Genomic DNA, 11,951 nt, shown 5'->3' on the forward strand with positions numbered 1-11,951 from the left:
TATCTCGAAAATATCCTCTAGTTCGCAACATTCAGTTATTATATCTATGACACGCTTGCTAACTTTATTGTTTTCCAAATGCGTTGAAATATAGGGCGAAAACAAAATTCTTTGGCTTTCATCTATGGTAATCGCCTGGTGCTCCAATGCCTGCAATGAACCTAGAGCCATCAATAAAATTGCCCTCTCGCCCACAATATCAATATTTTTCTCTAGTATCATTCGGTCTCGCTCCGCTCGTATTTAATTTCATCTAAAATCATACAAATCTTCCTCTCGTCTATCTCCCCATAAAGGCAAGGGTTTGCCAGCTCAAATATGATCTCTTGCAAAATTTCATCCTCATATCCTATATCCTCGCGACACTCTATTAAATTTGCCCATTCCTCAAGGAGATCATATGAAATTTCTTTATCGATGACCCTATTTAAGATGTTTGCAATGGTATTTTGAGTTATTGTTACAAGCTCCGATTCGCTATTAAAACCTATCTTTGCCAAGTCGCTTTTTATCGCGCTTATATCTTTAGTAAAATTTATTAAATTTAATAAAATATCTATTTTAGTCATCAATGCCGTATTTACCCTCACGCTTCTATAGCCATATCCTTATATTTTTCATAAAGTCTTGGTTTCAAAATTTTAAATTTCACAGCGTTTCTCCTTAGTCCTTTCCAAATTTAAAGATTTATCCAATCCTCTTTTTTACGCCGAATTCAAATTCGACCTGCTTAAATGCGTCCTCTGTGCTTTTATAAAATTTCCCATACACAATCCAATTAAAATTTTCATTTGGACACCGGCCTGGGGCCAATGGCCGGATAATATATAAAATCATCTCCGTTTCTAGCGCGATACTTAGTGATATATTGGATCGCCACTTCGAATGCATCGTCATCCCCCTTGTCTGTATACCAGCCGTCGCATGTGATGACGGGCTTATTGCCGCTTAGGCGATATACTTCTCCTCCTAGGATAATCATACCTTTATCTCTTGTGATTTTTAACACATCCATTACATCGTCAAATCTCCAAGCGATTTCATAAAATCCGAGCTTCTCTCTTAAGTTTATACCGCGCTCCAGCAGATCCTGCGGCACTATATTTACAAAATCCTCATCTGTAAACAACATAATTCGCTCCTTTTAGGTATAAAATTATTGCCATTGCCATTTTTCTATTTCGTCTTTCTTTACGAAATACCCTCTTTCGCCGCAAGGATAGTAAATTTTACACCATTTACTCCCGCAGGATTGGATAGGGATGACTATCTCATCATAATAAGCAAATTCTTCTTTATCTTCATAGAAAATTTTACGAATAACGGCGTCTTTAAATTTATATATAATTTTTTGATCTATTTTTTCGCCGCATTCGCCGTAAAAGGCACCGTCTTCGTGTTTTGCAAAAGTGATTTTATGCCCTAAAATTGTAGGGCTGCACCCATATAGGCATAACGCGACAAAAGATATAACAAAATTTCTCATCTCTTTCTCCTCTCTTCTATAATATTGCGTATTGCGTCTTGTACTTCTTGATGCTTTTGACGCTCCCGCTGGTGAATTTTAGCAAAATATACGCTTTGTTCATATGGAAAATCCCTAATGCGAAAAAGCCCCTAATAAGAGTCCTAATATTTCGGAAAAGATTATATCTAAAATAAAAATGAAAGAAGCCCGGAACGACTAAAATTTAAGATAGGTGTCTACGCGCAAGAACCCAATGCAACTAAAAGAAGTGATTGGAACTTAAAGATAGCTTAATTGGTGGAGGTGTGCGGGATTGAACCGCAGTCCGAAAACAAACGACCAAAGCCTCTACATGTTTAGCAAAAGTGAAGTTCTCGCGCAGGCTCGCTCACTTTCCAAAACGACCCGCCTGTGCAAAGACTAGGATTTCACCCTACGGCTCGTCACGCCGCAGAGCTACGCTATCGCAGATTACCCGCCGCCGCGCTTAGATAGTATCGGCGCAGAGCAGGGCTCGACTGGACTTACGCAGCTTTAGCGTAAGCAGGAGCAAATTTAACGTTGTTTGCGTTTAAATTTAGTTTGGATTTTATACGCTGTATCCAAAGCGACATGCCGCCTTGACCCATCCGTTCCCGTCGAAGCCAAGTCACCCCCGAAAGAATGCGCGCGCATTTTACTTTAAAATTTTATAAATGTCAAATTCGGCTTATGCTAGAATTGTGTTCAAATTTTAACCAAATCAAGGAGCCAAAATGTCAAAAATCACGCTTTCTAAATTATATGAGATGAAAAAATCCGGCGAAAAGATCGTGATGATCACCGCCTACGACGCGCTTTTTGCTAAAATTTTCGACGACGAGGTCGATATGGTGCTCGTAGGCGACAGCCTAAATATGAGCTTCGGTGGACACTCCGAGACCCTGGGCGCGAGCGTAGAGCAGATGATATATCATGCGCGCGCCGTAAGACGGGGACTAAAGCGGGCGTATATGGTCGTGGACATGCCGTTTTGCTCGTGCGCGACGCCCGAGCTCGCGCTGCAAAACTGCGCCAAAGTTTATGAGAGCACCGGCTGCGACGCCGTCAAAATCGAAGGCGGCGCGCATATGGCAGATACCGTGGCGCTGCTTCATCGAAACGGTATCGCCGTGATGAGCCACATCGGGCTAAAGCCGCAGTTTTCGCGCTTTATGGGCGGTTACAAGGTAAGCGGACGCGGAGAGGAGGGTGCGCGCGAGGTCTTAAACGACGCTAGAGCGCTTGTCGAGGCGGGCGCGGTGCTGCTGCTGGTGGAGGGCACGATCTGCTCGGTTGCAAATCAAGTGGTGCTCGGTACCGACGTGCCCGTCATCGGCATCGGCGCGGGCGCGGGCGTGGACGGACAGGTGCTCGTGTGGAGCGATATGTGCGGGTTTTTCACGGAGTTTCGGCCGAAATTCGTTAAGCGTTATTTAGACGGCGCTGCGCTGGTAAAAGGCGCGGTGCGCGAATACGCGCGCGAAGTGAAGGACGAGAGCTTCCCAAGCGAGGAGTTTGAATATAAGCAATAACGGGATTTTGGGCTAAATTTTAAAATTTACGCGCCGAAATTCCAGCGATAAAGCCCCGCTTGCCTTAAAACAATGCTTCGTTTTCGCGCGTCGCAGGCTATGCAAATAGCTCGCGCCGCTTGAAATTTATTCGGCGCGAGCGATTGCGAGCGCTTTAGCTAGTGCGAGAGATCGCAGGCGCTTTGGGCGGATACTCTGCGCGGTATATTTTATACGGGGCGCCGTGCGAGAGTTTGCGCGCTTCTGCATGCGGGCGCTATTTATGTCGCCGAGCGCAATGCGCGAGCGCTTTTCATGAACGCTCTCGCGCCCGCAGCTCTAAAATACGCTACGAGCGCTAAATTTTACGCACGTAGCCGTAGAGCTCAAACATAAACCAGCCGTCACGCCTAAACGGTTTATAAAATTTAAGGAGAAAATTTGGCTAAAGCTTTAAAAATCATCATAGCCACGGCTCTGGGTTTGCTCTTTTGCGTAAAGGTGCTGCCGATTTTGGCGGCATTTTTCGCGTTGAATTCTTTCTCTGATAAAGATGATATGGAACTGGATAAAGCCCCGCCGATGCAAAACTACGAGCAAAATCGCGAGAAATTCCTAGACCTGTTAGCTTTTGCAGGTCGCAACTTCCCTAAAAATTTGCGCGTTACAATCCAGAGCACCTACGGCGATGAGTATATTTGGATCGATTTGGACGGCAACGAGACGAAATTTTATTCAAATTTTAGAGACAATGCGCCGGGTATTGGCGAAGGGTTAAAGCTCATTGGCTGGGACAAAAAGACGTTTGCAGAGCTAAAATCAAAGCTCGCAGCGATAAACGCCAGAACCATCGTGCTAAATAGAAGCGGCGACAGCGGGGTGCCTTGGGCGGAGATCACCTACCGATACGTGGAGCACTTCACCGATAGCTATCAGTTTTATGCTCCGGATAGCCCGAAACTCGCGGAGCTATATGCCAAGGGCTGCTCGAAAAAATTTCAAAGCGACGGCGTAGTGTTTTTATTCGAAAGCACAACGTCCGGCTTATATAGAGCGTTCTGCGATGGCGACGACGATAATAAGAGCGTTTTGATCGAAGAGCATGATTTGTAGAACTAGGCTCGCGCAGGAAAAATTTAGCGTCTTAATTTGGGGTGCGATCGATAAGGCGTCGTGAGATTCACGGCTAAATTTAATCGCCCGAGCCCGCGTTGAGCTTGGCGCAAATTTTAAAATTCACGCTAAATTCTAAGTCGTCTTGAAAAACGAAATTTCGCGCGAAATTTTACCTAGCTGCGCAAGCGCGTAAGGCAAAATTTTGCATAAAATTCTACACAGAATTTCTTGCAAAATTTTAACCGATTATGTGAGATAAAATTCTAGCCTGCTGCGTACCGCGAAGCTTGAAGCGCAGAATTTAAATCTTCGCTGCCGCAAAAACAAAATCCGCATCAAAGCTCTACAAGACAAAATTTTGTCGCAAAATTTCGCTGCAAAATTCCAAACGCAGAATTTAATATCGCAAAATTCCAAGCGCCAAATTTTACGTTGTAAAATTCCGTGCGTATTTTTCAGTTGGCTAAATTTCGCTCTTTAATTCTACGCGCTCAAATTTCGCACCGCCGCTCGCGAACGCCTAAAGCCTTAAATTATACGTGTTAAATTTCACCTCGTAAAATTTAGCGCAGTTAGCGACCCGCGCGCTGTCTTGAAACCGCTACGGCAAAATTACATACTTAAAGCATAGCGAGCGCAACGGCATGAGTGTAGTCTTAAATCCGCTGCGGTAAAATTCCGCAGTCTTTCGCGACGGGTGCTCTGCTTTTTAGCCCCAGCCCTAAGCGCGTACCGTAAAATTCCGCGCGGCAAATTTTATTTCCGCCTACAAAGACGGCGCCTTGCTAAAATTGTCAAAATTTAGCCATTTTTCGCTACACTTGCTAAAATTTTAAAAACGATTAAAGAGAGATTATGGACAGAATTGTAGAGATCGAAAAGATGCAGCTCGATGAGAGCGTGGAGAGCTCGCTGCGCCCGTCGAGCTTCGAGGATTACGTGGGGCAGGAGAAGATCAAATCAAACCTCGCTATCGCGATCGCTGCGGCGAAAAAGCGCGCCGACGTGCTCGATCACGTGCTTTTCTACGGGCCGCCCGGGCTCGGTAAAACCACGCTAGCCCACATCATCGCCGCTCAGATGGGCGCCGCTATCAAGGTCACCGCCGCGCCGATGATCGAAAAGGCGGGCGATCTGGCGGCGATTTTGACGAACCTGCAAAGCGGCGACGTGCTTTTCATCGACGAGATCCATCGCCTAAGCCCCGCGATCGAGGAGGTGCTATATTCGGCGATGGAGGACTTCCGCCTCGACATCATCATCGGCTCGGGTCCCGCCGCGCAGACTATCAAGATCGACATTCCGCACTTTACGCTCATCGGCGCCACGACGCGAGCGGGCATGATCTCCGCGCCGCTGCGGGATCGCTTCGGCATGCAGTTTCGCTTGCAGTTTTACACGCACGCCGAGCTTGCGCGGATAGTGCAGATCGCTTCTGTTAAACTCGGGAAGGAGAGCGCGGCAGATGCCAGTGCCGAGATTGCGCGCCGCTCTCGTGGTACTCCGCGTATTGCGCTGAGGCTACTGCGCCGCATACGCGATTTTGCCGAGGTGCGCGACGAGGGCGCTATCTCGCACGATCGAGCGCGCGAAGGGCTCGAGGCGCTGGGCGTGGACGAGCAGGGCTTTGACGAGATGGATATAAAATATTTGGAAATTTTATTTGACGCCAAGCGCCGTGCCTTGGGGCTTAGCACGATCGCGGCGGCGCTTAGCGAGGACGAGGGCACGATCGAGGACGTCATCGAGCCCTATCTGCTCGCCAATGGCTACATCGAAAAGACCGCCAAGGGCCGCATCGCAACCGATAAGGCGCGCGAGGCACTCGGTCTCGTGCTAAAGACCGCAGAGAGAAATCTGTTTGAGGAGTAGGGCGGATGAAATTTTATACTTTACGGCGCTGAGCCAATAGCTACGCAGGCGGAGACCCTACCGTGGCGATTTTGTATATTTGATCTTTGAATTTTGCTTGGTTTTAAAATTTCTTCAGATTTAAAATTTAAAGCGGGAAATTTTATAAATTTAGAGCAAATTTATTATCGGCTCAATAAAATATCCAAAAGAATATGAAGAGAAATTTTATGAAATTCATAACAAAATATATAAAAAGGCTCTTATATTATTTTTACGATGTATTTTATAGGCGTGTTTTTATCAGGGGAGTTTCGCATCCGCCGGCACAGGTGGCTAGCATAGGCTGCTATGGTTTGCTTTTTGTCCTGTGCGGAACGCTCCTTACTATTTATAGAACGGATACGTCGCCTAAGCAGTTAAATGAGCTTGAGATAGATACCGGAATTTTAAGAAGCGTTTATTATGATTTTCGCGGAAGCGGCGGACGAATACATATAGAACTAGAAAACGGCAAGAAAAAGGTTTATGAAATAAGCAAAAGCGATAGCGATATTTACGAAAAGATAAAAGGGCAAAAAATCAAAATTTATGGCGAGCCAAGCCCAGATATATTAGGTAATAATGAAATTTTACAGCTTGAAGATAAAGATGGAAAGATATATAAGGAATATAATTTTGATCATAGATTGTTAAGACCATATTTGATGACCGCACAGTTTAAATTCTTTTTAAAAGGGGCAGTTTTTCTACTTTTATTGATATTTTTTATAAATTTTTCAGATAGAAATTTGATTAAAAAAAATCCAGAAAAAGGAGCAAAAAATGAGTAACGGGTTGGGTATTTATTAGGGATGCGCTTTCGCATGGTCTCGCTAATGCGGCTGCAGCGCAAGCTGGAGCGAAGTTCTGCTTTCGTACGCCTATAAGGGCGGCTATTATTCTCACTCTCCATTGAAAGTTAAAATTTAGTTTATTCGCGCACCTGTTGTGCTCATTATTTTATAAATTCGCTATTCTTTTGCTCTACGTAGATTGTTGTTTGCGATTATTAAGGTACATTGATTTTCTAAAAAATAGCCTGTCACCCGCTTAGCTTTTACTTCACTCTCGTTTATTGTACCGATTTTTACTTCGCTTCTAGCAGACGCATTCGCTATACATTTTTCTTTTCCGCATAAAGTTGCCATTGGGCTTATTGTAAGAGTTGTGGCGCGAACGAATCCAAACATCGGGTGCGCGCGGCTTTAGATTTTGCGGCGCGGCATACGCGTCTGGCGTCAACATATCAGCACTGCCCACCAAAGCGCTAATTTCATCAAATTTAGCCGCCCGCAGCCTGCGCATTCGTATCGCGCGCGCCGATTACCACGCGCGATAGACCTAGCTGCGCCAAAAGCTCGGCGCAATACGGCGTCTTGCCGCGGTGCACGCAGGGCTCGAATGCGGCATAGGAGCACACATCTAGTTTTGACGTATGTTCGAGCTATGCGCTATTTTCATAAATTAGGTACGATCCGTGTACATGTCGTATAGTGCGCTGTATGTTGAAAACGCACGAGGACGTCGCTCGTAAATTCTATGAAATTTTAAAATTTAATCGAAATCTGATAAAAAAATTTATAAAATAGCTCATCAAATTTCAAAAGGATAAAATTTGCCGACGTCAAAAGATAATGCCCCAAGCCGCAACGAAGACCTGGCTGAAAAGATAGCTCAAAACAACGCCGAGAATAACGCCAAAAGCGAGGCTCAAAATTTCACCGAAAATCAGACCGTAAATAACGAGTGGGGCAAAATCGAAGCCGCCGCCGAAGCCAAAGCGACCGTCAAAAACAAAAACAAGAACAAAAACAAAACCGCCACCGAAAATCAAAGCGAAAACATAGCCGAAGCGCGCAAAGCTGCCAGAGGAAATACCGGCGCCGATAAAGCAGGCGCAGTTGCGCTAGACGCCGCGGAAGGCAGGACTAAAACTGCCGCCGAAAATAAAAGCAAAAGCCGGATCGAAACCGACAGAGTCTCATCTGCCGGTGCTTCCGCGCTTAACGACGCTGTCGAAGCCAACGAAACCTTCTCGGCTAATGCTTCCGCGTTAGGCGATGCCGCCGCTTCGGGGGCCGCCGCGGGTGTGAAAGCAGGTCTTGCCAAGGCTAGCGGGCGCGCAAAGACGAACAAGATATTTTTTATCGGCGCAACCTTGCTGATGTTTTGCTGCGTGATCTATCTATTTTCGCCGTTTTTGATGGTGATCGCAATCGGCGTGCTGATGGCGGTGGCGACCTCGGGTCTGCACGCTAAAGTGACGAAGCTGTGCCGTGGCAGGCGCACGCTAGCCTCGGTGCTTAGCCTGTTTTTGCTCTGTGCGCTTTTTTTCGTGCCCTTCATCTATGCAGTGATCGAGATCGCCAAAAACGCCGCGAGCTTCGATATGGCGCGCCTAAACGACGCGCTTAGCTACGTTCAGAGCCTAAACATCAAGCTGCCCGGGCCTTTTGAGAAATTTGATACGCAGTTTCGCTCGTTTTTGGCAAACCTAGACGTCGCGGGCCTAGCGAAGCAGATCATCTCCTACCTCTCGGTCGTCGGGAAATCCAGCGCGAAATTTATCGTCGATATGGTGCTTATCGTCGTGTTTTGCTTTTTTGCATACCTCTACGGCGAGAGCTTCAAGCGCTTTTTCAAAAAAATTCTACCGGTCGAGCCCGCGCAGATCGATTATATCTTTTCTGAGACGGCAAATACGATGAGCGTCGTGTTTTACTCGACCATCTTCAATGCCGTATTGCAGGGCTTTTTGTTTTCGATCATCGCGGGGATCTTCGGCTTTGACGCGCTGCTGATGGGGGTGCTTTTCGCCTTCTGCTCGCTCATCCCCGCAGTCGGCGGCGCGCTTATCTACGTGCCTACCGCGCTATACGTGCTAGCGGGGGGCAGCACCTCGGGCGCGATCGTGATAATGGCGTATTGCGTGATACTGATCTCGACGCTCGCGGACAGCTTCGTAAAGCCGCTCGTGATAAAATTTATCAACTCGCGCTTAGTCGAAAACCCCGCAAACATCAACGAGATGCTGATCTTCTTCTCGATGCTTTCGGGCATCAGCACGTTCGGGTTCTGGGGCGTGATCTTGGGACCCGCGATTTTAACGCTATTTATCGCTGTGCTAAATTTATACGATTATCTAAAAAAGATAGAATTCGAGTAGGGCTTGCGCCGCTGGGTGCTTTTAAATTTATGAAAATGCTGCCCGTAAAACGCAATGCCCAGCACGCCCTTGCGGCTCTTGCGCCCTCGCGCCTTTGCGCAGGTTTAAAGGCTTTAAATTTAAAGGCAAATTTTAATTTCAGCTGCTGCTCGCGCTCTTTGACGAATTTTAGAGCAAAGATCGCGAGTATCGGCGAGGTTATTTTGGGTCGCGTCATGCGGCGGCGCAGTATTTTTAAGCTACACCGCGCGGCGTGGCGAAATTTTATGGATTAGAGTTTAAATTTAAAGTAGTCGATAATAAAAGAAAGAATTTTAACTTCAGCTCTAGCAAGCAATGCCCAGCAACTCAATACCCACTTTCGTCGCCTTCTCCTTGTGAGTTAAAATTTATCTTATTCTTTTGATTCTTTAAATTTTGGTATTGATTGAAAAGTATGTCCGTCTCATGTTTATCATAGTATAAATTTTTATTATAAAATATCGTTTCATAATCGAGATTGCTCCCCTTGTCGTATATTGAAATGAAAGAAAATATATATTCTCTATCGCAATCCATATTTTCATCAATTATCTTTTTATAGTTATAGCAAAACGGGTATATGCTCTTTTTTTGTTGATAAACTACATCCCTAAATATAGAGTTTAAAAGCCACCTATAACATCTGTTTTCTGGAATAATTATGTCAAATTTTTTAGTTTTTGTTTCGTGCATAATTGGTAATTGTATGTCATTTTTACTTATAAATACAAAATCAGTAAATAGGTCGAATGAGTGGTTGGCGCCATCTCCAAACCTCATATATATAAAATTCTCTATAAAATTTCCATTTTCGTCAATCAAATGCTTTTGTTCCCAAGGATAAAAGAGTCGTAGCTTTAAAATCTCGTCGTTTTCTACAATCTCTTCGGCATTTTTTATGGGCTTGCCGTTTTTGCAAATTTTAGAGCCCAGATCCATTAGATAATTAAAATTTAGCCTTTTATCCAGCTTCCAAAATTCGCATCTATCATCGGGGTATTTATCGCCGTTGCACCATGAAAATCTTACTCTCTCATAGCCGTTTTTGTCTAAGTGAATATCCGCCATCTTGCCGAAATCTATTTGCGAATAATTATCTAAGTAATGAAGCTTTTTTAGGTAATCTTTTAAATTTAGCTCTACGATCTCTCTTTGCGTCAGGTTTTTATCTCTAAAATCAATCGCTTCTAAGATCGCTGAAATTTTATGAGCGGGCAGCAAGGCGATAAATATGCAAAGCCAGATTAGAAAAACTATAATACAAAGGTATTTCAGGCGCAAGCTTACTCCTTCGGGCAGATTGCGCTATATTATCCAATGCAAGCTTAACGAGCCCATAATCCGCAGTGCTTGCAGCAAACGACTTGCTGTAAAAATTCCAAGCTTGTTTGCGCAGTTAAAATTATATAGTTAAATTTGAAATTTTAAAATTTACATTTGGCGGTAAAATTTTAAAATTTGCGGCGGCGATTTAGACTCGCACTTTGCCGCCGTATTTGATCTGGCTCGGGTCTTTTTCGTCCAGCTCGCGCATTATCTGCTCGCCGTTGTCGAAGTTTGCCGCGGCGATATCTGCGTCCAGATCGGAGTATGAGTAGATCATCATCGCCTCGCTTACACCCTCTATGACTTCTATCGCGCGAAATGCGGCGATCTCGTCCTCGGAGCTCTCCGCGCTAATCGTGGCTACCGCCTTGCCGTCCTCACACGCTACGAACTCGCAGCCGCCGATACTTTGCAACTGCTTGCGAAACGTCGCTACGTCAGTATTTGCGCCTAGATAGATCACGACGCTTGAAATATTCATTTTAGCCCCCAAAAGTAGATATATCTATTATACCCCGAGCCCACGAGATAATCTCCTTCGAAAAGCAGATAGTTGATGATGTCGTTGTCCAGCTCGATGCTGCGGACGATCTCGCCTGCTTTATCGATTACGCGTACGCCGTTACCAACTGTAAAAGCACCCAGCTCTGGGCTTAGCGCCACGGCAAAAACTGCGAAATGGGCGTTATAAAATTTAGCGAAATCGCCGTTTTCGTAGTAGCACGATCTTTCTTTGTCGTTCGAGCCGCTCATCATACGATCGCCAAGCAGCGCCACGGAGTAGATCCCGTCCTTGTGCAGGGACTTTTGGCTTATAAGTTTTTTCGCTTTCGCGTCGAAATAAAATACGATGCCGCCTTCGCACGAGATTAGCAGCGTTCCGCTGGAGCGGTCGTAGGCGCTACCGCCTAAAGACGCGATGGTGAGCTTTTGCTCGAAGCTTACCTTGCCGCTAGGTAGGTCGAAGTATAAAATTTCGCTACCAAGACCTAGCAAAATCACGGTATTTTCGTCGTAGAAATAGACGCTTTTGATCCCCGTCATCGGCAGCTTGTAGTGCGTAATATTGCCGCCTGCAAACACGCCCAGCATCTTTTCAAACGCGTCGCCGTTATACAAAAATGCGTACTTCTTGCCTAGTTTATCGACGTCGAATATGGTGGCGCCCATCGGCTCGTCTAGGTAATTTTTGGACGAGGGCAGGGCGAAAATTAGCGTTTTGGATATTGCGCCCGAGGCGGAATTAGAGGCGGAATTTAATACCGTAGAATTCTCGGCAGAATTCTGCTTCGCGAAATTTTCTAAAGAATTTACGGCAGCGGAATTTGCGGTAGAATTTCCCGTGGAATTTACGCTTGCTTTAGCATTGAAATTCTGCGCCGCATCAGAATTTGTGCTTGCGACGGAATTTTGCCCGGTGACAGAATTT

At 45.5% G+C, this 11,951-nt stretch carries 13 protein-coding genes and 1 other RNA gene; 5 read left to right on the forward strand and 9 right to left on the reverse strand.

The window, feature by feature from the left end; translation table 11 throughout:
- The 5 genes from Q0277_RS08140 to ssrA form a co-directional block, all read right to left on the reverse strand.
- A partial coding sequence (locus tag Q0277_RS08140; protein WP_297997142.1) for a DUF3969 family protein occupies positions 1–222 on the reverse strand: 222 nt, incomplete at its 3' end.
- A complete protein-coding gene (locus Q0277_RS08145; protein ID WP_297997144.1) occupies positions 219–569 on the reverse strand; it encodes a hypothetical protein in 351 nt (116 codons plus the stop codon). The genes Q0277_RS08145 and Q0277_RS08140, both read right to left, overlap by 4 nt.
- Before the next feature lie 218 nt (positions 570–787).
- Entirely contained in the window at positions 788–1,132 is a 345-nt protein-coding gene (imm40, locus tag Q0277_RS08150; RefSeq protein WP_297997145.1) for an Imm40 family immunity protein, read from the reverse strand.
- A gap of 24 nt (positions 1,133–1,156) precedes the next feature.
- A complete protein-coding gene (locus tag Q0277_RS08155) occupies positions 1,157–1,486 on the reverse strand; it encodes a hypothetical protein (RefSeq protein WP_297997146.1) in 330 nt (109 codons plus the stop codon).
- Between the two features lie 277 nt (positions 1,487–1,763).
- Positions 1,764–2,125: a transfer-messenger RNA gene (ssrA, locus tag Q0277_RS08160) on the reverse strand.
- 98 nt (positions 2,126–2,223) lie between these two features.
- Here ssrA and panB point away from each other — a divergent pair.
- From panB to Q0277_RS08180, 4 genes are all read left to right on the forward strand, one after another.
- A complete protein-coding gene (panB, locus tag Q0277_RS08165) occupies positions 2,224–3,021 on the forward strand; it encodes a 3-methyl-2-oxobutanoate hydroxymethyltransferase (protein ID WP_297997147.1) in 798 nt (265 codons plus the stop codon).
- 420 nt (positions 3,022–3,441) lie between these two features.
- Complete coding sequence (locus Q0277_RS08170; RefSeq protein ID WP_297997149.1) at positions 3,442–4,113, forward strand: hypothetical protein; 672 nt, start codon at positions 3,442–3,444, stop codon at positions 4,111–4,113.
- 858 nt (positions 4,114–4,971) lie between these two features.
- Positions 4,972–5,988, forward strand: a complete 1,017-nt coding sequence (gene ruvB, locus Q0277_RS08175; protein WP_297997151.1) for a Holliday junction branch migration DNA helicase RuvB — start codon at positions 4,972–4,974, stop codon at positions 5,986–5,988.
- A 194-nt stretch (positions 5,989–6,182) separates the two neighbouring features.
- Positions 6,183–6,800 carry a hypothetical protein gene (locus tag Q0277_RS08180; protein ID WP_297997152.1) on the forward strand — a complete coding sequence of 206 codons (618 nt, stop codon included), beginning with the start codon at positions 6,183–6,185 and terminating at the stop codon, positions 6,798–6,800.
- Between the two features lie 491 nt (positions 6,801–7,291).
- Here Q0277_RS08180 and Q0277_RS08185 read toward each other — a convergent pair whose 3' ends face one another.
- Positions 7,292–7,429 (reverse strand): hypothetical protein, encoded by a 138-nt coding sequence (locus Q0277_RS08185; RefSeq protein WP_297997154.1) that lies wholly within the window; start codon positions 7,427–7,429, stop codon positions 7,292–7,294.
- A 195-nt stretch (positions 7,430–7,624) separates the two neighbouring features.
- On the opposite strand from Q0277_RS08185, the gene Q0277_RS08190 reads away from it, so the two are divergent.
- Positions 7,625–9,175 (forward strand): AI-2E family transporter, encoded by a 1,551-nt coding sequence (locus Q0277_RS08190; RefSeq protein ID WP_297997155.1) that lies wholly within the window; start codon positions 7,625–7,627, stop codon positions 9,173–9,175.
- Between the two features lie 348 nt (positions 9,176–9,523).
- On the opposite strand, the gene Q0277_RS08195 is transcribed toward Q0277_RS08190, so the two are convergent.
- From Q0277_RS08195 to Q0277_RS08205, 3 genes are all read right to left on the reverse strand, one after another.
- Positions 9,524–10,477, reverse strand: coding sequence for a hypothetical protein (locus tag Q0277_RS08195; RefSeq protein WP_297997157.1), 954 nt, complete (start codon positions 10,475–10,477; stop codon positions 9,524–9,526).
- Between the two features lie 190 nt (positions 10,478–10,667).
- Entirely contained in the window at positions 10,668–11,003 is a 336-nt protein-coding gene (locus tag Q0277_RS08200) for a chaperone NapD (RefSeq protein ID WP_297997159.1), read from the reverse strand.
- The coding region (locus tag Q0277_RS08205; RefSeq protein ID WP_297997161.1) for a hypothetical protein at positions 11,000–11,951 on the reverse strand (952 nt) is incomplete at its 5' end. The genes Q0277_RS08200 and Q0277_RS08205, both read right to left, overlap by 4 nt.

The sequence above is a fragment of the uncultured Campylobacter sp. genome, from assembly GCF_938030815.1.
GTDB lineage: Bacteria > Campylobacterota > Campylobacteria > Campylobacterales > Campylobacteraceae > Campylobacter_B.

Bases quoted from the DNA above. Each gene is read 5' to 3' on its own strand.
- Q0277_RS08145 (WP_297997144.1), bottom strand. From the start codon at position 569: ATGACTAAAATAGATATTTTATTAAATTTAATAAATTTTACTAAAGAT.
- imm40 (WP_297997145.1), bottom strand. From the start codon at position 1,132: ATGTTGTTTACAGATGAGGATTTTGTAAATATAGTGCCGCAGGATCTG.
- Q0277_RS08155 (WP_297997146.1), bottom strand. From the start codon at position 1,486: ATGAGAAATTTTGTTATATCTTTTGTCGCGTTATGCCTATATGGGTGC.
- panB (WP_297997147.1), top strand. From the start codon at position 2,224: ATGTCAAAAATCACGCTTTCTAAATTATATGAGATGAAAAAATCCGGC.
- ruvB (WP_297997151.1), top strand. From the start codon at position 4,972: ATGGACAGAATTGTAGAGATCGAAAAGATGCAGCTCGATGAGAGCGTG.
- Q0277_RS08180 (WP_297997152.1), top strand. From the start codon at position 6,183: ATGAAGAGAAATTTTATGAAATTCATAACAAAATATATAAAAAGGCTC.
- Q0277_RS08200 (WP_297997159.1), bottom strand. From the start codon at position 11,003: ATGAATATTTCAAGCGTCGTGATCTATCTAGGCGCAAATACTGACGTA.